Raw genomic sequence first — 24,667 nt, forward strand, 5'->3', positions numbered from 1 at the left:
CAGAAATATAGAGATTAAAGAAATGTTCTCCATTGATATAGATATGCTTAACAACACCCTTAATATGTTTGTCTTTCTTGCTGTCGAGTTGACGCTACTTTTCCTATTAATTAGCTACCTGGTAGGCGTACTGCAAACGTTCATTCCACCCTCAAAAATACAAAGTATTTTGAGTGGAAAAAAAGGCCAAGGATACATTATTGCCGCCTTGTTAGGAGCAATAACGCCGTTCTGTTCCTGTTCAACAATACCGTTTTTAAAAGGGTTACTGAGAGCGCGAGCAGGGTTTGGTACCATGTTGGTTTTTCTCTTCGCGAGTCCTTTATTGAACCCAATTATCATCGGCTTATTTGTAGTCACATTTGGCTGGAATGTTGCTGTGTTTTATTTCGTGATTGCCATGGGGGTATCTGTTGTCGCAGGCTTTATTTTGGAAAAACTGGGGTTTGAGCGTTACGTTAAAGCCAGCGCTTATTCTGAACCTAAGCCAAAAAGCTGTATGGCTGGATGTGGAAATGCTTCTGTAGATAAGGTGAGTAAATGGACAAAAATTTGGCAGACGACTTGGAAAGATTTTAAAAAAGTCTTGCCTTATTTGATTGGTGGCATTGCTTTGGGCTCATTGATTTATGGTTTTATGCCAGCAGAATTTGTTGCAAAGATAGCCAATAAAGACAACCCTTTGGCGATTCCGTTTGCGGCAATTATTGGTATTCCTTTATATATACGTGCTGAAGCTGTGATTCCATTAAGTGCGGCATTAGCGGCGAAGGGGATGGGGTTAGGCGCGGTGATGGCGCTTATTATCGGCAGTGCTGGTGCCAGTCTAACAGAAGTCATTCTACTCAAGTCTATCTTCAAGAATCCTATGATTGGGGCATTTTTAGTGGTGATTATGACGATGGCGATTAGCGCGGGATATTTATATTCGTTACTTTTTTAGCTGCTCTTGTTTGGCTCTCTTTTGATTTTTAGGTGAGTGAAAAGTAGCTTTTTGTATCCACGCGTACTTCCTGTGATTTGTTCTCTATAATCAAGCCAAGATTATTGTTAAGGAAGTAGCATGGCTAAGCCTGAAGTAGTGTATGTAACAGCGAATAACGCGGGCAACAGTGCAGGCATTTTTGCTTGTGTGTTGGCTGCGCTAGGTATATTTACCCTCAGTGTCGTGTTTGTTCCACTTGCTGCCATTGTGGCGATCTGTGGCCTAGTAAGTGCTATCTTGCAGGTCAATGTGTCTGGTATAGGTCTTAACCTCTTCGCTTGGTTACTTATTGTGGTTGGCATCGTCACATCACCAGTACTGATTGCTTTTATGTTGATGCTAGGAGGCATCTTGCATCTGACGCCTTAATGACGCTAGCCTGTTGCTTGCTTCACGAGGGTATTAGCCAGTTAAAGTGGAAATGCTGCTTGGCTTTTCTTCTAGTCAGGACTAAAGTGTTGATCTAGCTTGAAATAAAGGATCGATCTTCTGCAGCCTTTATTTCCTTTTTCTGTAACAAACAGATCGTAAAGGAATGACCATGCTTGATTTAAAAATCCCCCCTCTTGTTGTTTTTGCCATTGCTGTTGTCAGCATGTTGGCCTTGTCTGGTTTCCATTTTTCCGCCGCGGGTTGGTCATTGGCGTTAAGCTATGCCATCTGGTTGCCAGCCGCTTTGATCGCAGTTTCCGCAGTATTCTCTTTTAGCCAATTAAAGACGACGGTAAACCCTCATAAACCAGGTAAAGCCAGTAGTTTAGTGGTGTCAGGTGTTTTTAAATACACACGTAATCCTATGTACTTAGCGCTCACTATGATTCTTATTGGCAGCCTCTTTTGGTTGGATACATTTTTGGCAGTGTTGCCTATTGTCTGTTTTGTTTGCTACTTATCGCAGTTTCAAATTAAGCCAGAAGAAGCGATATTAAGGAAAAAATTTGGTGAGGAATATCTCGCTTATTGCGCTCGAGTACGGCGTTGGTTGTAAATGATCCTGCGCTGTTTAGTTAGTGCTCTTGGTAACATGTCAGAGCTTATTAGGGGGCTTATTCCCTGTGCATGATAGCTATGAGTAGGTTATTGGAATTCGTACTGTGGTGTCTTTAATCACACTCAATACGTTATTTTTTTTATGTTTGTTTTTTTAAGTTTATTTCTGGAGGTACAATGAAAGGTCATTTATACAAGTTTACGCTTGAGCACCTTGAAGATCCTAAAGGCAATGCTATTACGGCTGAGCCAGTGACATTTGAGGCGCGTAACCACGACGATATTTTCAAAATACTTGAGTCAATGAAGGGTAAAATGGCCTTGTCTGATAGTGATGCAAGGGAAATGGCTATAGGCATCAAATTGTTTGGCGAAGTCATGCTAAGAAACCCTGAAAATGAGTTGTTTCAACAATTACGACCACATTTTATGGTGTTTATGAAGGGCTTGAAAAAGTCCTAAATACACTCCTTGCACCTCGTTTTATCGGCCGTTTAAGCGAGGTGCTGTTTGCGGATTGAATGAATTCGCTCTAGAGCAAGGAAAGTACTAATTTTTGTTTTTGAAAGTGGTGTCTAAGTTTGATTTAAATTTCTGAGTCATTTCAATAAACTCTTCAAGCTTATCCCCTGCTAGTTCCGCTGACATTGCTTCAAATACGTCTTTCTCTACCCGGTTAAACTGCTTAATTAACGTTTCACCGCTGCTTGCTAAAATTAGCAGTTGGCTGCGTTTGTCTTGTTCATTGCTGGTTTTAACTACAAGGTCTTGGTTGACCAATTCTTTAATAAGTCGATTGATTTGTGCTTTATCTCTGCCCATAAAATCAGCCAATTTCTGCCCTGTGCATTGATCAATTTTAGACACAGCTTTCAGTGCTTTCAAATGCATGGGAGATAGGTTTATATCCAATGATTTTAGTTGCTGGATCATAGTGTTACGAACGGTGTGTATCAGGCTGAAAAGCGCTTCATCTAAGTTCACAAAAGCTCCAAAGTTATTTAGTTGACTTTATCATCTATATGAGTAGTATATGTGATGTTATCAACTTTATTTTATCGCTCTCAATCATGCAAGATAAATGGCAGTGTGGAACCCTAAAGAAGGTTTTAGTCATTAATTAAACGACTGGAGCGTTTAATAATGACTCTTTTAAAAGGCTCGGATAAGTCATGTCAGATTGGAAACAAAATTTGCAGAAAACCCGTTATGTTATGGATGTTCTGCTTATTATTAGCTTTATGTTGATATCAGCCCCTCAGTCTACAGGCATTCCTTTGCATGAATGGGGAAGCTTGCTATTTATCGTGCCTTTTATGATTCATTTGTTATTACATTGGGAATGGATTAAAAAAAGTGCGAAACGGTTTGTGCGTAAAATGACCTTTAAAGAGCGTTTTAGCAGCGCACTAAATTACCTCCTATATATGATGATGTTATTGATTTTTGTTAGTGGTTTCTTAGTGTCTGTATCATTACTGCCTACGCTGCATATCACGATTCCAGTGCAGGACTTTTGGTCTAAGATTCATAATGAGTTTGCGTCATTTATTATGCCAGTTATAGGTATTCACCTCGCATTACATTGGCGCTGGATTGTGAATATGGTGAAGAAAATGTCGATGAAAGGCGCGAGAGCATGAAATACTTAGCCGTCAATTGGAAGTTACGAGTTACGATTATTTTTCTGGTGTCCATCTGCATCAGTAGCTTATTGATTGCCCTTGATCAGACAGGGTGGGCGGCCCAAATAAACCAACAGGGCTTCTCTCATGGGGAAGAGGGCGGAAAGCCAAACTTTCCAGTTATTTTGATCTATATATTACCCTTTATAAAAGAAATTGTTTTGATGGGCGTCCCCATGCTGCTTGCTTTGCTTGTGATGAAGGTAAGTTCAAGCATAACAGCTAAATTACGTAACATGACTAGGTAACGCGCTGACTATTATTTTCTGCCTCTTTCGTCGTCATTAAGCACTTAATATGGCTGCTGACTATTTATTCATTTTCACTCTTGAAGTTTACTGTGCTGAGTATGCTATGGTTCATAAGGTATTAGGCTTGGCCTATTAAACAGTAGACTAAGAGGCGCTTGTCACGGCCTTTATTGTTAATCAGCAGGGAGTGTTTATGATTAAATCTATTTCGTTAGGTGCTATGGTGCTGTTGTCTTCATTTAGCGTGAATGCAACAGAGAATTTGATAACCTATGAAAGCCCTTATTCGGTTCAGCAAACAGCAGACCGTTTCGCCTCGATCGCTCAGAGCAAGGGGCTGAATGTATTTGCACGAATTGATCATCAAAAAAACGCAGAAGGGGTAGGCTTGTCACTTCGTCCGACACAAGTCATCTTGTTTGGTAACCCAAAAGTTGGCACTCCACTGATGAACTGCGCTCAGAATATGGCCATTGATCTACCGCAAAAAGCATTGATTAGCGAAGATGCAGAGCAAAGGGTCTGGCTATCTTTTAACCACCCTGAATACCTCAAAGTGCGTCATAATATTAAAGGCTGTGATGCGCTAATTAATAAGGTGACCAATGTGCTTAACATGTTGGGTAAAACAACGGTTGAGCACTAGCGTTAGAGAAGGTGTGAATACGCCGCCTCAGCCGCGCATGGTCTAAAAGCTTGTGTTCTTTGTTAAGCATCTGGTCAATAGCTCCACTATTTAGATTCGATGCTCGCCTCGAGTAACAAGCTTTGATCCAGGCCTGAGGCAAGCGTATGACTAGTGAGTAAATTGCAGCTCGGCTAAGCCTTGGTACAAGGCACAGGTTTCGAGTAATTCACTGTGAGTGCCTTGGGCGATAATCTCACCATGATCTAATACTAGGATCCGGTCTGCATTGAGTACAGTCGCTAAACGATGGGCAATCACTAAGCTTGTGCGTCCCTCCATTAGTGTTTCAAGTGCGTCTTGTACTTTGCGTTCACTTTGTGCGTCCAGCGCGCTGGTGGCCTCGTCGAGAAGAAGAATAGGGGCATCTTTCAAAATAGCACGAGCGATGGCAATTCGTTGTCTTTGACCACCAGATAAACGTACCCCATTTTCTCCCAGCTGTGTGTCATACCCTTGTTGTAACTGTAAAATAAACTCGTGAGCATTAGACAGTTTTGCCGCGTGCTGGATCTCTTCTTTGTTGGCGTCACGATTCGCATAAGCTAGATTGTCTGCCACGCTTAGGTCAAAAAGTGCTGTTTCTTGTGGCACGAAAGCAAGCTGCTGGCGCCAATCACTTAATGATAATGTTTGAATATTTTGGTTGGCGAAGCGGATTTCTCCTTGTTGAGGTTCGTAGAATCTTAATAGCAATTCGAAGAGGGTAGATTTGCCCGCACCGGAGGGACCAACTAGAGCGACTTTTTCCCCTTTTTTAATGGAAAGGTTAAGTTTTTTTAGTGCCGCTGTGGTTGGCCTTGTTGGGTAGCTAAAAGAGACATTAGAGAGGGTCAAAAGCGGCTTGTTCTCTGCTCTATTTGGCGCTGTGGATACCTTTGGCAATGGCTGTTGTCCACTAATTATGGTGCTAGGCTCACGAAGTAGCTCCATAATACGTTCAGTCGCTCCGGCCGCTCGTTGTAATTCTCCCATCACTTCAGAGAGTGCTGTGACAGCACCAGCGACCACAATAGAATAAAATAAAAAACTGGCCAGATCTCCCGCACTAATAGCCCCAGATATAACATCTTTACCGCCAAACCAAAGCATGATGCCGATGCCGCCCATCGACAGTAGAATCGCCATGAGAGCTAACCAAGAACGCTGTAATATGCGCTTCACGCTGACGCGAAAGGCTTGCTCAACAGCCTTGTCAAAGCGTTGTTCATCGTGATGCTCATGAGTAAATGCTTGGATGACTTTAATGTGGCGTAAAGCTTGTGATAAGTATTGTCCTACATTGGCAATTTCATCTTGGCTATGGCGAGATAAGCGTCGCACCCGGCGGCCAAAGTACAATACAGGAACGACCACAAATGGCACGCAAAGTATTAAGATAAGCGTTAATTTAAAATGCATAACCAGCAGAAAAAGCACTCCGCCGATTAGCATTAAGCTACTGCGCAAAGCAATGGATAGAGAAGAGCCGATGACACTTTGCAACAGAGTGGTGTCCGAAGTAATACGCGATTGTATTTCACTTGGCGAATTGTTTTCAAAGAAGGCAGGGGGCAGCGTTAATAGGTGAGCAAACAGCGCTTTTCTGATGTCTGCAACGACCCGTTCTCCCAGCCAAGAGACGAGGTAAAATCGACAGAAGCTGCCGATGCCAAAAACAACCACCAAGCCCATAAAGAGTAACAAAGCGTTCGTTAAATCTGTTTCTGAGCCAGTAGCCAGTCCTTGATCTATCAAAAACTGTACGCCCTTACCTAGGCTCAACATGGCCATAGCGGTTATTACTAATGCGCTTAATGCGTATATCACCTGACGACGATAAGGTCGTAAAAAAGGCCAAAAGGCGAGCAAGCCTTGTGCTGAAGAGGTGCGCTCATTATGAAGGGGACTTTGCTTTGCAGCAGTCGCTTTTTGTTTTTTCTGGTCAGGATTGAGTGTAGTCAAGCGTTAGATCCATTCGGTGAAGCAAATATTGTCACCTACTATAGCGGATATGAGGGCGTTAAATGGATAAATAATCCGCTATCTGATGTTGTGGGTAACACATTAAACGTGGCTTTTGAGGGTCTTGCTTTGTTATTTAGTGCCAGCTTAATTAGACTGGCAGCTCTTTAGGGTGGGTACTGAGAGCAAAGGGAGGAATAGGATGCCAGAGTTAAAAACGCTCGGTCTTTTTATGATCACGGCGTTGGCTGAAATAGTTGGCTGTTATTTGCCTTATTTATGGTTGCGAGAAGGTAAAACGGTGTGGTTGTTGCTACCCGCAGCGTTGAGCTTGATGCTTTTTGCTTGGTTATTAACTTTGCACCCAGCAGCCGCGGGACGTGTTTATGCTGCGTATGGTGGTGTGTATATTTTTAGCGCTATTTTATGGTTATGGGCAGTGGAAGGTATTCGTCCTACCCCATGGGATCTAGTGGGTTCGAGTGTTGCCTTAGTAGGTATGGGAATTATTATGTTTGCTCCAAGAGGATAATTAACATGGCGGGCGTTATTCCATTGCCCGCCATGTTACACGACACTATAAATTGGCTGCTTTTTCAAAACACATGGTGAGTTCTGTCGTGGCTTTATTATCTGTGGTGTATTCAGATGCATAAACCATAGTCCAGCCATCGTAGGCTTGTAATTCTTCATTGGTATCAGAATCACCTGTTTCTACCGTCACACAACGCATCATTTTTTCTGGTGTTGTAGCATCGAAATCACGAACTTGACTGGTAACATTTGCACCGGAGCAGGCGGTTAATAAAATCGCAGCAGACGTCACTAATAGGGCTTTATACATTTTTATCTCCTTGAAAAAGTTAAGCTTTTTGAATTTAAAGGAGTGCTGCAGAAGAGGCAAGAGGGATTTATCAAAAAATGCAATTAAGGTTATGAAAGCATTTTGTAAGAGAGCAAAATGGATTGTGATCTTTGTTTAATGGAAGGTGGGATAATAAAGACCACGAAGAAAAATACAAATCAGTGTTTTAGCCTAGCTTTAGATTACCAGCGAGACGTCAAAATAGGTAAAAGCGAGGTATCTTATTACTGACGGCTTAATCTTTTCTGGTTCTCGCTCTATGCTTTTCCACACATTCGATATATGGGTAGTAAGGTTATGACATATCGCGCAATAAAACTGGTAAAACGTCCTGTTACTGACATCAATAATGAGCATTTTGAGCTCGTTACTCTTAATAAACCAGAACTGAAAAGCGGAGAAGTTTTGATAAAACTCTCACACTTGTCTTTAGACCCTGCAATGCGCGGTTGGATGAGTGCAGACGAAGAAAGCTATATTCCACCCGTTAGTCTTGACTCTGTTATGCGCGCCAGCGGTATTGGCCATGTGGTTGAATCCCAGAATGAGGATTTTCCACAAGGTACTCGGGTAATGGGTTTGTTAGGACTTGCCGAATACGCTGTCAGCAATGGTAAAGGCCTCAATAAAATTCCTGATAGCTTGTCGGCAGAAGCTATTATGTGTGTGATCGCGCTGCCAGGCATCACCGCTTATCATGGGTTGTTTGAAGTGCTAAAACCTGAGGCAGGGCAGACGATAGCAATTACTGCTGCGGCGGGCTCTGTTGGCTCCTTAGTTGGGCAGATGGCCAAGCACCAAGGTTTAACTGTGATTGGCGTCGCGGGCAGTGAGCAAAAGTGTGATTGGCTGAAAGATACCCTTAATTTTGATCACGGGCTGAATTACAAAGATGCAAACTTCGCAGAGCAACTCAAAAGCGCGGCCCCTCAGGGCATTGATTTATTCTTTGAAAACACTGGTGGTTTAGCGCAATCGATTATTTTTGACATGATGAACGCCCATGGGCGTATTGCGGTTTGTGGCATGATTGCGGAATACAATAAAGTAGCACCAGCGCCTGGTCCAAGCTGGATTGGCATTATTAAAAAGCGTTTGCAGATCCAGGGTTTCACAATGCCAGATCATTTCCATCGGATTGGTGAATATGGTCAAGCGTTAGCAGCGATGCTAGCAAAAGGTGAGTTGGCGTATCGGGCACACACGCTGAACGGTTTAGAAAGTGCTCCAGATGGCATTCAATTGTTATTTAGTGGGGAAAATCAGGGAAAAATGATCGTCGCCCTATAACACCTGCCTCTCCGTTTTGTTATTCCGCCTGCCAAGGTAGTAAAAAGCACTTTATTGAGTCATCTCATGTTGTTATCTCAGTAAGGTGCTTTTGGGTCTTGGTCAATGTCTGTGGCCGTTGTGACACTCTCTAGTTTTGCTGCACATCGCTCTGTTTCTTGAGGCTTTAACGTTAATTTAATGCTCTGGTAATAAAATTTATAATACGTCTTTCTTTTATTGAAAAGCCTCAGTAGTATTCATTCCCCCTGCTATAAAATAAAACACGTCACTGACATGAATTAAACAATAATGGTGCGGTTTTTTAGCAGACTCTCTTAAACAAAAAGTCTTAAACATAAAGTAGCTGTTAATAAAACAATCATGACCTCAGAATCTAATAATACTCATCCTAATGGCGATGCCGAAGCGCATCGTAAATTGAATAAAAATGATGCCAAAACATTAAGTTTGTCGGCGCTTGGTGGCGCACTGGAATTTTATGACTTTGTTATCTTCGTCTATTTTGCCAATGTGGTGGGGAGTTTGTTCTTCCCTGCTGACATGCCAGAGTGGTTACGCCAGGTACAAACCTACGGAATTTTTGCGGCGGGTTACTTAGCGCGTCCTTTAGGCGGCATTATCATGGCGCATTTTGGCGATATTCTTGGTCGTAAACGTATGTTTATGATGAGCATCTTGCTAATGGCTATTCCCACTTTCGCCATTGGTTTAATGCCAACTTATGAAACGATTGGTATTGCAGCGCCTCTGTTATTGCTTTTCTTTCGTGTCTTGCAAGGTGCGGCGATCGGTGGTGAAGCGCCTGGTGCTTGGGTGTTTGTTACTGAACATGTCTCGAAGCGCCACGTTGGCTTGGCGTGCGGCATTTTGTCAGCTGGCTTAGTGGCAGGCATCTTGATCGGTTCTTTGATCGCGACTGCTATGCATAGTCTATACAGTGCAGAAGAAATGTCTGCTTACGCATGGCGTTTTCCTTTCTTGTTGGGCGGTATTTTCGGTTTTATTGCCATGTATTTGCGTCGTTGGTTACAAGAAACGCCGATCTTTAAAGAGATGCAAGAAAGCCAAGAGTTGGCAGAAGAAATGCCAATTAAGTCAGTATTAAAAGACCACGCACCATCGGTTGTTGTGTCTATGGCAGTAACTTGGGTGTTGACGGCAGCGGTTGTGGTAACCGTGTTGATGACGCCATCCTTACTGCAAAAATTGGTGATGCTAGATCCTAAACTGTCTCTTGAAGCAAATAGCTTGGCGATTGTTTGTGTGGTTATTGGCTCTATCACTTGTGGTGCATTAGCCGACCGTTTTGGTAATGGTCCAATGATGGTTATTTTCAGCATTGGCTTGGCGATCAGTTACTGGGTCTTTTACAGCACCATGTTACATGACACCACATACTTGTTCCCACTGTATGCGTTAGTAGGCTTCTTTACTGGTTTGGTGGGTGTCGTACCTGCTATTGCTGTTAAAAGCTTCCCTGCCGCGATTCGCTTTTCCGGTCTGTCGTTCTCATATAATGTGGCTTACGCGATTTTCGGCGGCACAACCCCAATGGTGGTTAGTCTAATGTTACGCGAAGATCCACTGTCACCTGCCTATTATGTGGCTTTTGTTTGTGGTGTGGGTGTCCTAGCTGGGTTGGCGGTAATGCGTTTCCGTAAACGTCTAGATTTGATCACTGTACCTGCTTAATTAATATTAAGATCAATGAATTAACAAAGCCTCGCTTCTGATGAAGTGGGGCTTTTTTTTGAGCTTGAATAAGAAAAGTGATGCGTTTTGTTTGCAAGCTTTAAAGCTCGTTTGAGTTTTGTGTAAAAGTCGTTTGTCGATTTTGATATCCAATGACGCATTTGTTACTTTGTAACATCTCAGGTGGCGCTGCCACTTATTCGTCTTTCTTAATTAATCGCGTATTACCTATGACCGACAGCACTAGGCGTACCTTTATTCGGCGCTTTTTACTGGCATCTTGTGCCACCTTATTACCAGTTTCTGGGGTTGCAGAACAAGTGAGCGCCCTTAAAGACATTCGCACTTATCGTCATGGAAAAATGGCTCAAATCAAGCTAAAGCTTGCCAATACTCCCCATTATAAAGTGTTTACCTTAAGCAAGCCTGAGCGACTAGTGGTGGATTTAGAGCACACAAAAAACGCTTATCACTCTAAAGGGCTACATAAATTAGGTTTATTTAATGATGTACGTTGGGCACTTCGTCAAGGAAATACGTTGCGCTTGGTGTTCGACTTAGAAAAGCACATAGGCTTTAATTCGGCTTCGATAGAACAAAGAAACGGTCATAGTAAGCTGACAATAAATCTCACCGACTCTGTTGTGGTGCAACATAAAGTCGCTACACGACAAGCTGAGAAGCGAAATATTGTGGTCGTTGTTGACCCAGGACATGGTGGCAAAGACCCAGGGGCAACAGGTAAGCACGGCACCTATGAAAAAGACGTAGTCTTGGCGATTAGCCGGATGTTACGACAGAAACTAAATCGCACCCAAGGCTTTAAAGTGATCATGACGCGGGATAAAGACGTGTTTATTCCATTGCGAGAAAGGGTCAATATCGCCCATAGACATAAGGCAGATATCTTTGTCTCAGTGCATGCGGACGCTTGTGAGGATCGTTCTGTGCGTGGTTCATCTGTGTATATTTTATCGAACAAAGGTGCCACAAGCGTGATGGCTCGCCGCTTGGCGCATCGAGAAAATAATTCCGACCTTATTGGCGGCGTGTCATTAAATACCAAGGATAATATGCTTGCCAAAGTGTTGTTGGATTTGTCCCAAACGGGCACCTTACAGGCCAGCACAGACTTGGCGACGACTGTGATCCGTCACCTTGGGAAAGTAGAAAAAGTCTTGCATAAGCGGGTAGAAAGGGCAGCCTTTGCGGTTTTAAAATCACCAGATATTCCATCTGCTCTCGTAGAAACCGCATTTATTTCGAACCCTCATGAAGAGAAAAAGCTGCGCACCAAAGCCTTTCAAAATAAAATTGCCGATGCCTTACATCAAGGTATTAAACACTATTGCTTAACGAATATTCCCGAGCGTAACCTCATTATTGGTTGATACCTGTTGGCAAATAGGAAGGTATGACTTTAAGAGATATTGAGTAGCAATCGTCCTGCCCTCTTTGTATCATTTGAGCGGGGGCGTGCTACAATTCGCCCTGTATTTACTAACCCAACCCTCAAATTCTGCTAGATTTTCATTCATGACGAAGTTATTACTCTTTCTATGTACAGGTAATTCTGCTCGTTCCCAGCTTGCTGAAGCCATTTTTAATCACCTTTCTAAAGGGAATATTCGTGCGATTAGCGCGGGTGTGAGTCCCACTGAAATAGATGAAAGAGTATACGACGCTTTGCAGGAACAAGGGGTGAATGGTGAAGGGCTGTATGCGAAATCTTATCAGTCAATTGCTAATCAGAAATTTGATTATGTGGTGACCTTATGCGATGCGGCAAAAGACGAGTGTGTTTTCTTTGAAGAGGACATAGCTCAATTGCACTGGGATTTTGTTGACCCTAAACCTTTGCAAGGGATTGAGCCTTTTCATAAAGCCGTCGCTGGATTAATTGAGCGTATTACACTTTTCTTAATGCTTAACAATGGCTTGGATGAGCAGTCAGTTGACCCTAGTTTATTGTTCAAATTGATGAGTGATCCAACCCGCTTGAAAATGCTGATGCTGCTAGAGGATGAGTCAATGTTGACGGTGTCAGATCTGGTTATTGCTTTGGCTGAAAGTCAGCCTAAGGTGTCTCGACACTTGGCTGTATTACGGGATAGCAGTTTTCTAAAAGCGACGAAAAATGGTTTGTGGGTGCGTTATCAGGTGTCAAACGATTTACCTATTTGGATTCGTCATCTTCTACAAACGGTGCGTACCGGTAATCCGTCGATTATCAATGCGGAGAAAGCGCGTTTAAAAGCAGCCATTTCTTCTGATGGCGAAGACGATTAACGAAAAAGCGCTGTGTTTTTTGTGCTCAAGCCAAAAAAACGGCGTACTCTTTAGTTAACGCAAAGCGAGTAGTTTTTAAACTTGTGGATTATGTTTTAAAAAGCGGGTTAAGCGGCACAAAAAAGCCGGCAAATAGCCGGCTTTAAAAACCTTAACACAACATACTAAGCCTTGATTTGTGCCAGCTTTTGTTGAATCTGGCGCTCTATGCCATCTGCATCCAAACCAACATTTTTTAGCATCGCACTGTGGCTTGCATGTTCTTCATATTGATCTGGTAAGCCAATATGAAGGGTCGGGATGTTTATGTTCTGCGATAAGTAGAACTCACTAACCGCAGAGCCTGCACCGCCCATAATGGCATTTTCTTCAACGGTTACCATCAGTGTAGCGTCCGCTTGAGCGAGTAGCGCTTGCTGATCGATCGGTTTCACAAAACGCATATCCAGCAAGGTTGCATCTAGCTTCTGCGCCGCTTGCAGAGCATCGTAAGTAGGTCGACCAAAACCGCAAATGACGATCCCTGATTGCCCTTGATGTAGCGTGCGCGCCTTGCCTATCTCTATGGTCGTTAGGGTTGGTTCTATGGTTACGCCGCGGCCAGTACCTCGAGGGTAGCGAACGGCAGCGGGACCCTGGTAGTGATAGCCAGTTTGTAGCATTTTACGGCACTCATCTTCATCTGAAGGGGCCATCACAACCATGTTGGGAATACAGCGCAAGTAACTCAGGTCATAGACACCAGCATGGGTTGGACCGTCTTCACCTACCAAGCCTGCGCGATCGATCGCAAATAACACGTCTAAGTTTTGCAGCGCCACATCGTGAATGAGTTGATCATAAGCGCGTTGTAAAAATGTTGAGTAAATGGCAACCACAGGTTTGACCCCATCGCAGGCCATGCCGGCCGCAAGGGTTACCGCATGTTGTTCAGCAATAGCCACATCAAAATAACGTTCAGGAAAACGCTCAGCAAACTCAATAAGATCAGAGCCTTCTTTCATGGCCGGCGTGATCGCAACCAGTTTATTGTCTTGTTCGGCGGCATCGCACACCCAGCGACCAAACACATTACAGTACTTAGGTAGTTTGGCTTGAGGGGTGGTGCTTTTAGCATCAGGCTCTGTTTTATTGATCGCGTGGTAACCGATAGGGTCCCCTTCTGCCGGCTCAAAACCTTTGCCTTTTTTAGTAATAACATGAAGGAATTGAGGGCCAGAGCGATCTTTTAGATTAGCGATGGTGGTTAATAAATGGTCCATATCATGACCATCAATTGGGCCTATATAGTTAAAGCCGAGCTCTTCAAATAAAGTGCCTGGTGAAACCAGACCTTTCATATGCTCTTCTGCCTTGCGAGCCAGTTCTAATGCAGAAGGTAAACCAGAAAAAACTTTGCGGCCACCTTCTCGCAGATTTTCGTAGGTTTTACTGGCCCACATACGAGCAAAATAGCTGGATAAAGCGCCAACGGGTTTTGAAATAGACATTTCATTATCGTTCAAAATCACCAGCATATCGGCCTTTACGTCACCGGCGTGGTTTAGCGCTTCGAACGCCATACCAGCAGACATAGCGCCATCGCCAATAATAGCCACCGCTTTACGACCCGTTTTTAATTGGCGAGCAGCTAGCGACATACCCAATGCAGCACCAATAGAAGTACTGGAGTGGCCGACCCCAAAGGTATCGTATTCACTTTCTTCGCGCTTGGGAAAACCAGAAATACCGTTTTCTTGGCGAATACTCAAAAGTGCATCGCGGCGCCCAGTAAGGATTTTGTGCGGGTAAGCTTGATGGCCCACATCCCAAACGATACGATCTTCTGGCGTGTTAAATAAGTAGTGTAAAGCGACCGTTAATTCGACAACGCCTAGGCCTGCACCAAAATGTCCGCCAGTTTGACCAACACTGAAAAGCATGTATTCGCGCAGTTCGCGTACTAGGGTAGGCAGTTGTTCTTTTTTTAATGCACGTAAGTCTGACGGTGCATTCACCTTATCTAATAGTGGCGTATTGGGACGCGAGGTTGGGATTTCTTCGAACATGGGCACCAGTAAGGTCTCATAAATTAAAGCGAAATAATTAACGCGCTAGTATATCAGTGGTTGCGACCAATAATATAGTTTGCCAGCTCAACTAATGGCCTTGCTGCCTCCCCAAATGGGGAAATATCCTTAATTGCTTGGTCATGAAGCTGTTTTGCTAATGCTTGTGCGCCTTCTAGACCGAGTAATTTGGGGTAGGTTGGCTTGTTCGCTTCTTCATCCGAGAACTGGGTTTTGCCCAGTGTTTGGGTGTCACTGGTAATATCAATAATGTCATCTTGTACTTGGAAAGCTAGGCCAATCGCTGCTGCGTAAGCGTCTAAGGCGGTAAGTTGTTGCGCAGTTGCTCGCTCGGTACTGAGTGCTCCCATGCGCACACTTGCTCGAATTAAAGCGCCTGTTTTATGGGCGTGCATTTGCTCCAGGGTTTCAATAGAAATGTTTTGATCAACATTAGCAAGATCAATCATTTGGCCTGTTATCATGCCGTGTCGACCTGCAGCAAGAGAGAGCTCTCGAATCAATTGAAGTTGCGTCTTATCATTGTTCAAGGTGGCAGCGCTGAGCATCTCAAAGGCAAAGGTCTGCAGCGCATCTCCTGCCAAGATAGCCGTAGCTTCATCAAATTGAATATGGTTGGTTGGTTTTCCACGGCGTAAATCATCGTCGTCCATGGCCGGTAGGTCATCATGAATTAATGAATAAGCATGAATCGCTTCAATTGCTGCAGCACTTGCGTCGGTCAAGGGGTTAGGGTCTGCAAATAATGACGCGGTAGCGTAGGTCAACATGGGCCTGACACGTTTGCCGCCATTAAATAAGCTATAGGCCATTGCTTCTTGCAAATTTACCGCGGGCGGGTAAAGATCTAATTGCTGTTTAAGAAAGGCATCCACGCGTTGGCAGGCGTATTGAGAGAATTGGTCTAAATTCACGAAGCAGATTCCGGGTCAAAGGGTTCTAGGTGTTCGCCGTCTTGTTTGTCGAGCAGTATTTGCACTTTTTGCTCGGCTTGAGTCAGTACTGACTGGCAATCTTGGCTAATTTTAACCCCTTTTTCGAAGGCTTTTAAGGCTTCTTCGAGTGGTAACTGATTAGATTCTAATTGAGTCACAATAGTGTCTAATTCGGTTAGGTTTTCTTCAAAATGTCGGACGCTGTTTTTACGAGGCATGATTAATTCTCTTAGGTATCACGATAATTTTTAACAGAAAATGATAAATTCTTCGAGTATCAGTGTGATAGAAATTACAAAAATACTGATCAAACAACTGATCCTGTTATATTCTTTCGTTTAGAATTAGTTAAACTGTGTTTATTATAGCTTTTTTGGTAGGAGACGTGTGTGGATATCGCAACGTTAATTGGGTTAGTCGGCTCTTTTGTCATTGTTTTAATGGCTATTCTGTTAGGCGGCTCAGCAGGGATGTTTTTAGACCCCGCCTCGGTGTTAATTGTATTGATTGGTTCCACTTTTGTTGTACTTATTCAATATCCACTAGGCCAGTTTCTGGGCGCGGGTAAGGTTGCCGCAAAAGCGTTTATGTTTAAAAGTACCCCATTAGACACGCTAATTGATGAGATTTATGGTTTAGCAGATGAAGCGCGTAAAGGTGGGCTACTTTCTTTAGAAGGTAAAGAAGTAAGCCATCCCTTTTTGTCCAAAGGCATCCAAATGCTGGTCGATGGTCATGATGGCTCGGTGGTAAAGAGTCAGCTTTCAAATGATATGAATATGGCGTTTGCCCGTCACGATGCTGGTGCGAAAGTATTTAAGGCATTTGGCGATGTTGGGCCAGCCATGGGCATGATCGGTACTTTGGTCGGTCTGGTGCAAATGTTGGCAAATATGGATGACCCTAAAGCCATTGGGCCAGCGATGGCGGTGGCTTTGTTAACGACCTTGTACGGAGCCGCATTAGCCAATATGGTGTGCTTACCTATTCAAGCCAAGTTACAGAACCGTGCTAACGAAGAGTTGATGTGTCAAAAATTGATTCTAGAAGCATTGCTTGCGATCCAATCTGGGCAAAATCCAAGGGTGGTGGATGGGGTGTTGAAAACCTACATCGCGGAAGGCAAACGGGTTGAGCGTGAATAACTTTTTTAGTTGTAGTCAGGTTATTGAATGAGTGATGAAGACGAACAAGATTGTCCTGAATGTATAGAGGGTTTGCCCGCTTACATGGGGACCTTTGCCGACTTAATGTCGCTGCTGATGTGTTTCTTTGTGCTGTTGCTGTCGTTCGCTGAAATGGATGTGTTGAAATTTAAGCAATTGGCTGGGTCTATGCGCGAAGCCTTTGGTGTGCAAAAAGAGATCGAAGCAGAAAGTATTCCCATGGGAACCTCGATTATTGCTCAGGAGTTTAGTCCAGGGCGGCCGGAACCGACACCGATTAACGAAGTTCGTCAAAAAGCGGATGATACCCCTGATCATACGTTAGAAGTATTGTGTAAACCGGGCACGGCGGAAATGAACGAGCAAGATGGCGCAGGGCAGCCTTCGCAAGAAGTGTTTGTGGATAAATCTAAGGCAGATTTAGAGCGCGAAAAGAAAATACAGCAAACGGAAGACGATGCACGACAAATTGCTTCTGTGATGAGTGAAGAAATCTCAAAGGGGACGGTTGAGGTCGAAACGCAAGAACAAACCATTACCATTCGGCTAAAAGACAAAGGGACTTTTGAGTCTGGCTCGGCTGAATTGAATTATGACTTTATCCCTGTCATCGATATGATCCGCGGCTTGTTAGTGGGAGTGAAAGGGTCTATCTCGGTGGAAGGGCATACTGATAATGTGCCGATTGATAGCCGTCGTTTTCGATCTAACTGGCAGTTGTCTTCAGCACGGGCAATCTCTGTAGCGGAAGAGTTATTTGCATCTGGTCAGTTGGATCAAAATCGCTTTGCGGTGACTGGTTTTGCCGATACGCGCCCTTTGGTGCCAAATGACAGTGCCGCCAACCGAGCGACAAACCGTCGAGTGGAAATTGTCATCAAGCAAAATGATTTGTCTCGTACTCCCGCGCAACCAACAAGTGCGAAAAGTAGCACTTTTGAAGTGGATAAATCGACTTTAGACGATAGCCAATTTAACTTGGCTCCTGGGGAAATTTTTTAACCAGATTAAGTTTACTGATGGCATAAAAAAGAGCGTCAATGTGACGCTCTTTTTTTTATCTGTGCTAAGTACTAGTTGATAGGGATTTCGTTGCGGATGACCTGATAAATGGCTCTGCCTAATGTTTCAATTTGCGACTCGGAAATAATGTAGGGTGGCATTAAATAAATCAGCTTTCCAAACGGGCGAACCCAAACGCCTTGCTCAACAAATTTAGGTTGGATTTCATGCTGGTTGACCGCTGAGGTGAGCTCCACCACCCCAATCGCGCCAAAGCATCGTACATCGGCAACTTGTTCAAGCTCGATGCAGTCGGCGAGGGCCTTGGTCATCCATTGTTCAATCTGGCCGATGCGCTTTTCAAGGTCGTAGTTGGCAAGCAGAGACAGGCTGGCGTTAGCAGCGGCACAAGCAAGAGGGTTTCCCATAAAAGTTGGCCCGTGCATAAAAACACCACCTTTGTCGCTTATGCCCAGCGCAACTTTATCTGTGGTTAATGTGGCAGCCAGGGTGATATAGCCCCCCGTTAATGCTTTTCCAACACACATAATATCGGGGCAAATTGCGCTATGGTTCGTGGCAAATAGTTTACCGGTACGGCCGAACCCTGTGGCGATTTCATCAAAAATCAGCAGGATATTAAACTCATCACAAAGTGCGCGAATACGATTTAAATAGTCGGGGTTGTAGAAGCGCATACCGCCCGCATTTTGGACGACAGGCTCAATAATAAAACCGGCGATAGTCTGGCCTTTTTCGATAAAAAGCTGGCGAATTTCGTCGATATACTCTTCTTTTACTGGTTTTTCTATCCCTGTCGGTGGTGGGGATACAAAGTATTGCTCGGTAACCGCGCCATTGAACAGATTATGCATACCGTTTTCAGGATCACACACCGACATTGCGGCAAAAGTGTCGCCATGATAACCGCTTTTTGGCGTGGCAAAAAATTGCTTATTGGGTTGGCCTTGAGAATGCCAATATTGGATGGCCATTTTCAGAGCCACTTCCACTGAGACTGAGCCTGAGTCTGAAAAAAACACTCTTTGCAATGGTTCAGGCGTCATACTGACTAACTTGTTGGCTAGATCAATGGCGGGTTTGTGAGTAAAACCGCCAAACATAACATGGGAAAAATCGTCAATTTGAGACTTGAGGGCGGCGTTGATGGTCGGGTGATTGTAGCCATGAATAACACTCCACCATGAAGACATGCCATCTATGAGTGTTTGCCCATTGGCCAGGGTGATTTCGCACTCTGACGCATGCTCCACCAAGTAATGTGGGGTCGGAGCACTCATCGAAGTGTAGGGGTGCCAAAGGCGCTGTTTATCGAGTTCGATGTACTCTAGTTGCGTTAGTGTGTCTTGCATAGTGAAAGCCATTTTGTTGTTTAAGCTCGCGCATACTAAACAATGGTGCGGCAGCTTTCTAGTGTCGTTTGGCTAGTTGCTTTTATCCGGTGTTCTGGCAATAACCCAAATATCGACCTGCTTAGCACCGGCTTTTTTCAGTAATTTGGTGCAGCTTTCTAGGGTGCTACCACTGGTCATTACATCGTCAAAAAGCGCTACGTGGGCAGCTATTCCTCCTTCCACGCAATAGACACCTTTTTGATTTTCAATGCGTTTTTTCTTGCTTAGGGTGTGCTGTGCAGGTGTGTTTGACGTTTTCTTAATAGGACTTTGTTTGCTGTAGTGCGGCGCTTGCTGCCCTAGCTGCAATAAAAGAGTTTGATAAAGCTCGGATGCCATTTTTTGTGTTTGGCAGAAGCCACGTTCTTTGATTCGTGTAGGGTGGCTTGGCACAAAAATAATCTGTGTTGGCCAAGCGTGAGTAGCACCATAATGCTCGTTTAAGGCTTCACAAAGTAATTGTATGAGCGGGCGAATAAACTGGGCTTGCTGTTGGAATTTGATGGCGTGAATTAAGTGTTGTGTGAGTCCCTCGAAGCACAATGGCGCAAGGCATACATCGTAGGGCGGCGCTGAGACTTGGCATTGGCCACAAATAGCATCGTCAAATTGTTTGATTGGGCGCTGACAAAGAGGACAAGCTAAGCGGTTGTAATGAAAGCCAGAGCTGCAAAAAGAACAGAGTGTTTTGCTGCTAGGTGCATGGCATAAATAGCATTGATCTATAAGTAGCCAGTTGTAAACCTTTAGTATATTTGTGGTTGACAGTTTTTTGTAGTTCATTAGTATTGCCATCCTTGACACTATTTTTTGAGGGCGCTATGTCTGCTACTAATAATAATGAGCCGCGTTTCGATTGGACGCATGCTGAAATACAGGCACTGTTTGATATGCCTTTTATGGACTTGGTATTTCGTGCTCAGACAGTACATCGCGAGAATTTTACGCCGAATGAAGTGCAAGTCAGTACCTTGCTTTCCATTAAAACTGGCGCTTGTCCTGAAGACTGTAAATATTGTCCTCAAAGTGGACATTACAACACTGAGCTGGAAAAAGAAAAGCTCATGGAAGTACAAAAAGTGTTGGAAGAGGCAGCGTTAGCAAAAGAACAAGGCGCGAGCCGTTTTTGTATGGGCGCGGCGTGGAAGCATCCTTCAGAAAAAGATTTCCCTTATGTGTTGGAAATGATCAAGGGAGTAAAGTCTCTTGGTCTGGAATCTTGTGTCACCCTTGGCACGTTGAATGATGAGCAAGCCAAGCGTTTGTCAGACGCAGGTTTAGATTATTATAATCATAACCTAGATACCTCGGCTGAATTCTATGACAGCATTATCACTACTCGTACCTATCAGGATCGCCTTGACACTTTGTCTCGAGTACGAAATTCGGGTATCAAATTATGCTGTGGTGGCATCATGGGCATGGGGGAAGAGCAAAAAGACCGTGTTGGTTTAATTCGCCAATTAGCCTTGATGACACCACATCCTGAGAGCGTGCCAATTAATATGTTGGTGAAAGTCGCGGGCACACCACTGGAAAACGTTGATGATCTTGATGAGTTCGATTTTATTCGTACGATTGCCGTAGCTCGTATTGTGATGCCTAAGTCTCATGTGCGTTTGTCGGCTGGTCGTCAAGGCATGAGTGAGCAAACACAAGCCTTATGTTTCTTGGCTGGGGCGAACTCCATTTTCTATGGCGAGAAATTGCTAACAACCGGCAACCCTGAAGCGGATAAAGACAGAATGCTGTTTGCTAAGTTAGGGATTAACCCAGAGCAGCGTGAAGAGCACTCTGATGCGGCGGTCGCAGAAGCGATTGCAGCGCAAGTTGTTCAGCAAGAAGAATCAAAGCTCTTCTACGAAGCCAATGCCTAGCACTCCGGCTTGGGTGGAGGCGGCGCTGAACGAGCGCCGCCAACAATCCTTACTACGCCAGACAGTAACGTTAGCAGGGCCGCAAGCGCCCAGTGCGACCTTCGGAAACCGTCAATACAAAGCCTTTTGCTCCAATGACTACCTTGGTCTAGCCAATCATCCTGTGCTTATTAAAGGCTTGAATGATGCCGCTGAACAATACGGTGTTGGGGGCGGTTCCTCGCATCTTGTGTGTGGTCATCTGGCTCCCCATCAAGCCTTGGAAGAAGCGCTTGCTGAGTGGCTGGGGTATGAGCGCGTGATGCTTTTTAGTACCGGCTATATGGCAAATTTAGGGGTGATCTCGGCGTTAGCGGCAAAAGATCGACCTGTGGCCCAAGATAAGCTAAATCATGCCTCTTTACTGGATGGTGCGGTTTTAGCGCAAGCGCCACTGCGCCGTTATTTGCACTGTGATGTGGCGAGTGCGGACAAACTATTGGCTAAGCTGGGTAGCTCAGGATTGCTAGTGACAGATGGTGTTTTTAGCATGGATGGCGATTTGGCACCCTTAGCGGCTTTATCCAGTGTCGCGGCAAAGCGTGATTGGCTGTTTATGGTGGATGATGCTCATGGGCTAGGTTGTGTTGGTACGCAAGGACGGGGAAGCCTGGCTTTGGAAGGTTTAAATGCGGATTCCTTACCTATTTTGGTAGGTACTTTTGGTAAAGCGTTTGGTACCTCTGGGGCGTTTGTTGCCACCAGTCATAGCATCGCGGATTACCTTACTCAATTTGCTCGCCCTTATGTCTATACGACAGCCATGTCACCAGCCATCGCCGGAGCAACGCTTACGGCGTTGAATTTGATTCAATCTTCTGAAGGCCAAGCTCGTCGAGAGAAATTAGCTCGGCATATCGCTTATTTCCGTCAGCGTGTCGGCCAACTTCCTGTTAAGCTAATGGCGTCAAATACCGCGATTCAGCCGATTGTTATTGGGGAAAGTCATACTGCCATCAAGGTCAGCGATGCGTTAAAATCTCTTGGTATATGGTGTACGGCTATTCGTCCACCCACAGTACCAGTCGGCAGCGCGCGTTTGCGTATCACTCTAAGTGCGTCTCATACAGACGACGATTTGGTTTTTCTGTGTGACTCATTAGAGTGTGTTTTAACGTCATTGCAGTAGAGGGAAGTATGCGCATTAAAATCGAAACAGAAGCGTTTGGTGAGCCAAGTCGAGCGGCTATTTTTATGGTGCCTGGTTGGGGGATGCCAAAAGAGGTTATGAAGCCTTTGGCGATGCGTCTCAGTCAGCGCTTCTACGTGGTGATGGCGAATCTGCCGGGTATTTCTCTGGATGAAGAGCGCATAGAACGCACTCGCATTGAGCCGAACTATGATATTGATGCCTTGTCGGAGCAATTGATCTCTGTTGCGCCAAAAAATTGCTGGTGGATAGGCTGGTCATTGGGCGGCATGGTGTCGACTTATGTGGCAGCGCGTCGCTCCAGCTGCGTGAAAGGTCTTATTACCTTATCTGCTTCACCAAGCTTTTTACAGCGCGAAGGTTGGCCGGACGGTATGTCACCTAGGTTGTTTGATGAATTTTCTCAATTGATCACTGAATCTCCAGAACAAGGTATGAAGCGCTTTTTGATGTTGCAAGTTAAAGGTGCTAAGCAAGAACGCCCCTTGTTGAAGCAATTGCAAGCATTGCTCCCTAAACAGTTGAATAAAACGGCGTTAGTGGGTGGGTTGCGTTTATTAAGGGCGCTAGATGTTCGCCGTGAGAGTGCGCTTCTAGACTTACCGAATTTACATGTGTTGGGGCAAAATGACACTCTGGTTGCTCCAACGACTTTAACAACGCAAACAGAGACCAACCCTTTACAAGAAGTGATAGTGTTAGCCGATTGTGCGCATCAGCCCTTCTTAGAAGATGAGGCGGTTTGCGTACAGCATATTGAAACCTTTATCGATGCAAACACCTAATGATAGTGAAAAACTTTTTCACTATAAGCGACAAGTTGCCCAGCGATTTGATCGTGCTGCGTTAACCTATGATGCCTATGCCGATTTTCAGCGACTGGTGTTGGATCGGCTGTTTAGTCACCTGCCTTCCTCTTATTGTGCTGATACTGTGCTTGATGTTGGTACTGGCACAGGTCAAGCCTTACCAACCTTGTTGGAAACTCATTCTCCCTCCTTGTTAGTCGCGTTTGACTTGTCATTGCAAATGCTTGAACAAGCGGGCGAGTCTGCTCAGCCTGTTGCCCTGGTTTGTGGTGATGCTGAGGCATTGCCATTTGCTGAGGCTGGTTTTGATTTGCTTTTTTCCAGTTTGGCTATGCAATGGTGCTTGCAGCCTGAGGCTTTGTTTGCAGAGCTTTATCGGGTCACAAAGCCCGGTGGTTATTTGGTGTTTTCTACCTTGTGTGAAGGCTCAATGCCGGAGATCAGCAAAGCTTGGCAAGGCATTGATCATGCCCCTCATGTGAATCATTACCCAAGCTTTAACGATTTGCTTAAGCAGCTGGGAACGTCTCCTTGGCAGACGGTAAATGCTGAATTAGAAACGGTTCCTATGTGGTTTGAGTCTCCTGAAGAAGCTATTTATTCGTTGAAAAAAGTGGGGGCGAGCTTGGTTGTTAGTAATCAAAAAAACGCCATATCTCCTTCTAAATGGAAAGCTTTTATCCAACAATATGAGCAACTTAGAGAAAATTCGGGAATACCTTTGCGTTATCAAGTGGCTTTTGTGGTACTACAAAAGCCCTGTTTTTAATAGAGTGTCATAGTGGAGAGTTATCTGTGAAAAAGACGTTTTTTGTAACCGCGACGGACACCGATGCCGGTAAAACATATGTCACTGTTGGGCTGTTGAAAGCAGCTCAACGTGCCGGATTTCGTTCACTTGGTTTAAAGCCTATCGCAGCAGGCGCAGAGAGAATGGACAGCGCGTTACGAAATGACGATGCCTTGTTGATTCAGGCCGCGAGCAGTGTCAAATTGCCTTATGAACAAGTTAACCCTGTCGTGCTTGAGCCTGCAATAGCGCCGCATATTGCGGCGGCACAAGAAGGCCGCTTGATTACGGCGTCGCGCCTTGAGGGTTTCCTAAAAGGTGCATTATTAACGCCTCATGATTTTGCTATTGTAGAAGGTGCTGGTGGTTGGCGGGTGCCACTTAATGATCGTGAATTGCTCTCTGATTTGGCGAAGAGTTTGGCTTTCCCTGTTGTGCTTGTCATCAATATGAAGTTGGGTTGTTTGAATCATGCGCTGTTAAGCGCTGAAGCGATTTTGCGTGATGGCCTTAATATCGCAGGCTGGGTGGCGAATGGCGGGCAAGATAGCATGCCATGTTATGAAGAAAATCTACAAAGTTTGGTGAGTTTATTGCCTGCACCTTTATTAGGAACTTTAAGTTGGCATGAAACGCCGACCGATGCAGACCTTGAATTTGATCAAATCTTGGCAAGGCTTTAAGGTTAGGTTATTAGTTTAGGGTGAAAGGGTTGAAACCCTGAATTCAATTCGCA

The 24,667-nt window shown here is 44.6% G+C and carries 27 protein-coding genes; 19 read left to right on the forward strand and 8 right to left on the reverse strand.

Features of this window, described 5'->3' with window-relative positions; translation table 11 throughout:
* Positions 1 to 22: 22 nt before the first annotated feature.
* The 4 genes from DFP81_RS11330 to DFP81_RS11345 all read left to right on the forward strand — a co-directional run bounded on the left by DFP81_RS11330 (position 23) and on the right by DFP81_RS11345 (position 2,437).
* Positions 23 to 943, forward strand: a complete 921-nt coding sequence (locus DFP81_RS11330) for a permease (RefSeq protein ID WP_115897904.1) — start codon at positions 23 to 25, stop codon at positions 941 to 943.
* 120 nt (positions 944 to 1,063) lie between these two features.
* The gene (locus DFP81_RS11335) at positions 1,064 to 1,354 is read left to right on the forward strand and encodes a hypothetical protein (protein WP_115897905.1); all 291 of its coding nucleotides are present in this window, start codon (positions 1,064 to 1,066) and stop codon (positions 1,352 to 1,354) included.
* Positions 1,355 to 1,526: 172 nt separating this feature from the next.
* Positions 1,527 to 1,973, forward strand: coding sequence for a methyltransferase family protein (locus tag DFP81_RS11340; RefSeq protein WP_220342937.1), 447 nt, complete (start codon positions 1,527 to 1,529; stop codon positions 1,971 to 1,973).
* Between the two features lie 179 nt (positions 1,974 to 2,152).
* Complete coding sequence (locus DFP81_RS11345) at positions 2,153 to 2,437, forward strand: DUF3861 domain-containing protein (RefSeq protein WP_115897907.1); 285 nt, start codon at positions 2,153 to 2,155, stop codon at positions 2,435 to 2,437.
* 87 nt (positions 2,438 to 2,524) lie between these two features.
* Here DFP81_RS11345 and DFP81_RS11350 read toward each other — a convergent pair whose 3' ends face one another.
* Positions 2,525 to 2,959, reverse strand: coding sequence for a MarR family winged helix-turn-helix transcriptional regulator (locus tag DFP81_RS11350; RefSeq protein ID WP_115897908.1), 435 nt, complete (start codon positions 2,957 to 2,959; stop codon positions 2,525 to 2,527).
* A gap of 188 nt (positions 2,960 to 3,147) precedes the next feature.
* Here DFP81_RS11350 and DFP81_RS11355 point away from each other — a divergent pair, with 188 nt between their 5' ends.
* The 3 genes from DFP81_RS11355 (at position 3,148) to DFP81_RS11365 (ending at position 4,557) form a co-directional block, all read left to right on the forward strand.
* Complete coding sequence (locus tag DFP81_RS11355; RefSeq protein ID WP_115897909.1) at positions 3,148 to 3,618, forward strand: DUF4405 domain-containing protein; 471 nt, start codon at positions 3,148 to 3,150, stop codon at positions 3,616 to 3,618.
* Entirely contained in the window at positions 3,615 to 3,908 is a 294-nt protein-coding gene (locus DFP81_RS11360; protein ID WP_115897910.1) for a hypothetical protein, read from the forward strand. Before DFP81_RS11355 ends, DFP81_RS11360 begins: the two co-directional genes overlap by 4 nt.
* A gap of 196 nt (positions 3,909 to 4,104) precedes the next feature.
* Entirely contained in the window at positions 4,105 to 4,557 is a 453-nt protein-coding gene (locus DFP81_RS11365) for a DUF302 domain-containing protein (protein ID WP_115897911.1), read from the forward strand.
* Positions 4,558 to 4,707: 150 nt separating this feature from the next.
* On the opposite strand, the gene DFP81_RS11370 is transcribed toward DFP81_RS11365, so the two are convergent.
* On the reverse strand, positions 4,708 to 6,540 hold the full coding sequence (locus DFP81_RS11370; RefSeq protein ID WP_245959143.1) for an ABC transporter transmembrane domain-containing protein: 1,833 nt from the start codon (positions 6,538 to 6,540) through the stop codon (positions 4,708 to 4,710).
* A 202-nt stretch (positions 6,541 to 6,742) separates the two neighbouring features.
* Between DFP81_RS11370 and DFP81_RS11375 the strand changes: the two genes are divergently transcribed.
* Positions 6,743 to 7,072 carry a YnfA family protein gene (locus DFP81_RS11375; RefSeq protein ID WP_115897912.1) on the forward strand — a complete coding sequence of 110 codons (330 nt, stop codon included), beginning with the start codon at positions 6,743 to 6,745 and terminating at the stop codon, positions 7,070 to 7,072.
* 45 nt (positions 7,073 to 7,117) lie between these two features.
* Here the strand turns inward: DFP81_RS11375 and DFP81_RS11380 are convergent, their stop codons facing one another.
* The gene (locus DFP81_RS11380) at positions 7,118 to 7,384 is read right to left on the reverse strand and encodes a hypothetical protein (protein WP_115897913.1); all 267 of its coding nucleotides are present in this window, start codon (positions 7,382 to 7,384) and stop codon (positions 7,118 to 7,120) included.
* Between the two features lie 318 nt (positions 7,385 to 7,702).
* On the opposite strand from DFP81_RS11380, the gene DFP81_RS11385 reads away from it, so the two are divergent.
* The 4 genes from DFP81_RS11385 (at position 7,703) to DFP81_RS11400 (ending at position 12,679) form a co-directional block, all read left to right on the forward strand.
* Positions 7,703 to 8,695 carry an NADP-dependent oxidoreductase gene (locus DFP81_RS11385; protein ID WP_115897914.1) on the forward strand — a complete coding sequence of 331 codons (993 nt, stop codon included), beginning with the start codon at positions 7,703 to 7,705 and terminating at the stop codon, positions 8,693 to 8,695.
* Between the two features lie 363 nt (positions 8,696 to 9,058).
* Entirely contained in the window at positions 9,059 to 10,390 is a 1,332-nt protein-coding gene (locus DFP81_RS11390) for an MFS transporter (RefSeq protein ID WP_115897915.1), read from the forward strand.
* A gap of 152 nt (positions 10,391 to 10,542) precedes the next feature.
* Positions 10,543 to 11,781, forward strand: a complete 1,239-nt coding sequence (locus DFP81_RS11395; protein ID WP_115897916.1) for an N-acetylmuramoyl-L-alanine amidase — start codon at positions 10,543 to 10,545, stop codon at positions 11,779 to 11,781.
* A 145-nt stretch (positions 11,782 to 11,926) separates the two neighbouring features.
* Entirely contained in the window at positions 11,927 to 12,679 is a 753-nt protein-coding gene (locus tag DFP81_RS11400) for a metalloregulator ArsR/SmtB family transcription factor (RefSeq protein ID WP_115897917.1), read from the forward strand.
* A 164-nt stretch (positions 12,680 to 12,843) separates the two neighbouring features.
* Here the strand turns inward: DFP81_RS11400 and dxs are convergent, their stop codons facing one another.
* From dxs to xseB, 3 genes are read right to left on the reverse strand one after another with little or no spacing between them, the layout of a single operon-like run.
* Entirely contained in the window at positions 12,844 to 14,727 is a 1,884-nt protein-coding gene (gene dxs, locus DFP81_RS11405) for a 1-deoxy-D-xylulose-5-phosphate synthase (protein WP_115897918.1), read from the reverse strand.
* A gap of 53 nt (positions 14,728 to 14,780) precedes the next feature.
* The gene (locus DFP81_RS11410) at positions 14,781 to 15,662 is read right to left on the reverse strand and encodes a polyprenyl synthetase family protein (RefSeq protein WP_115897919.1); all 882 of its coding nucleotides are present in this window, start codon (positions 15,660 to 15,662) and stop codon (positions 14,781 to 14,783) included.
* Positions 15,659 to 15,901 (reverse strand): exodeoxyribonuclease VII small subunit, encoded by a 243-nt coding sequence (gene xseB, locus DFP81_RS11415; protein ID WP_115897920.1) that lies wholly within the window; start codon positions 15,899 to 15,901, stop codon positions 15,659 to 15,661. Before xseB ends, DFP81_RS11410 begins: the two co-directional genes overlap by 4 nt.
* A 171-nt stretch (positions 15,902 to 16,072) precedes the next feature.
* Here xseB and pomA point away from each other — a divergent pair, with 171 nt between their 5' ends.
* A complete protein-coding gene (gene pomA, locus DFP81_RS11420; RefSeq protein ID WP_115897921.1) occupies positions 16,073 to 16,828 on the forward strand; it encodes a flagellar motor protein PomA in 756 nt (251 codons plus the stop codon).
* Positions 16,829 to 16,855: 27 nt separating this feature from the next.
* Entirely contained in the window at positions 16,856 to 17,851 is a 996-nt protein-coding gene (locus DFP81_RS11425) for a flagellar motor protein MotB (protein WP_115897922.1), read from the forward strand.
* Between the two features lie 71 nt (positions 17,852 to 17,922).
* Here DFP81_RS11425 and bioA read toward each other — a convergent pair whose 3' ends face one another.
* The gene (bioA, locus tag DFP81_RS11430) at positions 17,923 to 19,224 is read right to left on the reverse strand and encodes an adenosylmethionine--8-amino-7-oxononanoate transaminase (RefSeq protein ID WP_115897923.1); all 1,302 of its coding nucleotides are present in this window, start codon (positions 19,222 to 19,224) and stop codon (positions 17,923 to 17,925) included.
* 72 nt (positions 19,225 to 19,296) lie between these two features.
* On the reverse strand, positions 19,297 to 20,049 hold the full coding sequence (locus DFP81_RS11435; RefSeq protein WP_115897924.1) for a ComF family protein: 753 nt from the start codon (positions 20,047 to 20,049) through the stop codon (positions 19,297 to 19,299).
* 38 nt (positions 20,050 to 20,087) lie between these two features.
* Here DFP81_RS11435 and bioB point away from each other — a divergent pair, with 38 nt between their 5' ends.
* Genes bioB through bioD form a run of 5 tightly spaced genes read left to right on the forward strand, consistent with a single transcriptional unit; the run spans position 20,088 to position 24,614 of the window.
* The gene (gene bioB / locus DFP81_RS11440) at positions 20,088 to 21,143 is read left to right on the forward strand and encodes a biotin synthase BioB (protein WP_115897925.1); all 1,056 of its coding nucleotides are present in this window, start codon (positions 20,088 to 20,090) and stop codon (positions 21,141 to 21,143) included.
* Positions 21,136 to 22,311, forward strand: coding sequence for an 8-amino-7-oxononanoate synthase (bioF, locus tag DFP81_RS11445; protein ID WP_115897926.1), 1,176 nt, complete (start codon positions 21,136 to 21,138; stop codon positions 22,309 to 22,311). The genes bioB and bioF overlap by 8 nt, the downstream gene beginning before the upstream one ends.
* An 8-nt stretch (positions 22,312 to 22,319) precedes the next feature.
* Positions 22,320 to 23,117: an alpha/beta fold hydrolase gene (locus DFP81_RS11450; RefSeq protein WP_115897927.1), complete on the forward strand. Its 798-nt coding sequence runs from the start codon at positions 22,320 to 22,322 to the stop codon at positions 23,115 to 23,117.
* The gene (bioC, locus tag DFP81_RS11455; RefSeq protein ID WP_115897928.1) at positions 23,104 to 23,910 is read left to right on the forward strand and encodes a malonyl-ACP O-methyltransferase BioC; all 807 of its coding nucleotides are present in this window, start codon (positions 23,104 to 23,106) and stop codon (positions 23,908 to 23,910) included. Before DFP81_RS11450 ends, bioC begins: the two co-directional genes overlap by 14 nt.
* A gap of 26 nt (positions 23,911 to 23,936) precedes the next feature.
* The gene (gene bioD, locus DFP81_RS11460; protein ID WP_115897929.1) at positions 23,937 to 24,614 is read left to right on the forward strand and encodes a dethiobiotin synthase; all 678 of its coding nucleotides are present in this window, start codon (positions 23,937 to 23,939) and stop codon (positions 24,612 to 24,614) included.
* Positions 24,615 to 24,667 lie beyond the last annotated feature (53 nt).

Source organism: Marinomonas pollencensis (assembly GCF_003387375.1).
Classification (GTDB): Bacteria; Pseudomonadota; Gammaproteobacteria; order Pseudomonadales; family Marinomonadaceae; genus Marinomonas; species Marinomonas pollencensis.

What these genes read in the sequence shown, in the direction of transcription:
- DFP81_RS11330 (WP_115897904.1), top strand. Translation starts at nt 23, where the DNA reads ATGTTCTCCATTGATATAGATATGCTTAACAACACCCTTAATATGTTT.
- DFP81_RS11335 (WP_115897905.1), top strand. Translation starts at nt 1,064, where the DNA reads ATGGCTAAGCCTGAAGTAGTGTATGTAACAGCGAATAACGCGGGCAAC.
- DFP81_RS11340 (WP_220342937.1), top strand. Translation starts at nt 1,527, where the DNA reads ATGCTTGATTTAAAAATCCCCCCTCTTGTTGTTTTTGCCATTGCTGTT.
- DFP81_RS11345 (WP_115897907.1), top strand. Translation starts at nt 2,153, where the DNA reads ATGAAAGGTCATTTATACAAGTTTACGCTTGAGCACCTTGAAGATCCT.
- DFP81_RS11355 (WP_115897909.1), top strand. Translation starts at nt 3,148, where the DNA reads ATGTCAGATTGGAAACAAAATTTGCAGAAAACCCGTTATGTTATGGAT.
- DFP81_RS11360 (WP_115897910.1), top strand. Translation starts at nt 3,615, where the DNA reads ATGAAATACTTAGCCGTCAATTGGAAGTTACGAGTTACGATTATTTTT.
- DFP81_RS11365 (WP_115897911.1), top strand. Translation starts at nt 4,105, where the DNA reads ATGATTAAATCTATTTCGTTAGGTGCTATGGTGCTGTTGTCTTCATTT.
- DFP81_RS11375 (WP_115897912.1), top strand. Translation starts at nt 6,743, where the DNA reads ATGCCAGAGTTAAAAACGCTCGGTCTTTTTATGATCACGGCGTTGGCT.
- DFP81_RS11380 (WP_115897913.1), bottom strand. Translation starts at nt 7,384, where the DNA reads ATGTATAAAGCCCTATTAGTGACGTCTGCTGCGATTTTATTAACCGCC.
- DFP81_RS11385 (WP_115897914.1), top strand. Translation starts at nt 7,703, where the DNA reads ATGACATATCGCGCAATAAAACTGGTAAAACGTCCTGTTACTGACATC.
- DFP81_RS11390 (WP_115897915.1), top strand. Translation starts at nt 9,059, where the DNA reads ATGACCTCAGAATCTAATAATACTCATCCTAATGGCGATGCCGAAGCG.
- DFP81_RS11395 (WP_115897916.1), top strand. Translation starts at nt 10,543, where the DNA reads ATGACGCATTTGTTACTTTGTAACATCTCAGGTGGCGCTGCCACTTAT.
- DFP81_RS11400 (WP_115897917.1), top strand. Translation starts at nt 11,927, where the DNA reads ATGACGAAGTTATTACTCTTTCTATGTACAGGTAATTCTGCTCGTTCC.
- dxs (WP_115897918.1), bottom strand. Translation starts at nt 14,727, where the DNA reads ATGTTCGAAGAAATCCCAACCTCGCGTCCCAATACGCCACTATTAGAT.
- xseB (WP_115897920.1), bottom strand. Translation starts at nt 15,901, where the DNA reads ATGCCTCGTAAAAACAGCGTCCGACATTTTGAAGAAAACCTAACCGAA.
- DFP81_RS11425 (WP_115897922.1), top strand. Translation starts at nt 16,856, where the DNA reads ATGAGTGATGAAGACGAACAAGATTGTCCTGAATGTATAGAGGGTTTG.
- bioA (WP_115897923.1), bottom strand. Translation starts at nt 19,224, where the DNA reads ATGCAAGACACACTAACGCAACTAGAGTACATCGAACTCGATAAACAG.
- DFP81_RS11435 (WP_115897924.1), bottom strand. Translation starts at nt 20,049, where the DNA reads ATGAACTACAAAAAACTGTCAACCACAAATATACTAAAGGTTTACAAC.
- bioB (WP_115897925.1), top strand. Translation starts at nt 20,088, where the DNA reads ATGTCTGCTACTAATAATAATGAGCCGCGTTTCGATTGGACGCATGCT.
- bioF (WP_115897926.1), top strand. Translation starts at nt 21,136, where the DNA reads ATGCCTAGCACTCCGGCTTGGGTGGAGGCGGCGCTGAACGAGCGCCGC.
- DFP81_RS11450 (WP_115897927.1), top strand. Translation starts at nt 22,320, where the DNA reads ATGCGCATTAAAATCGAAACAGAAGCGTTTGGTGAGCCAAGTCGAGCG.
- bioC (WP_115897928.1), top strand. Translation starts at nt 23,104, where the DNA reads ATGCAAACACCTAATGATAGTGAAAAACTTTTTCACTATAAGCGACAA.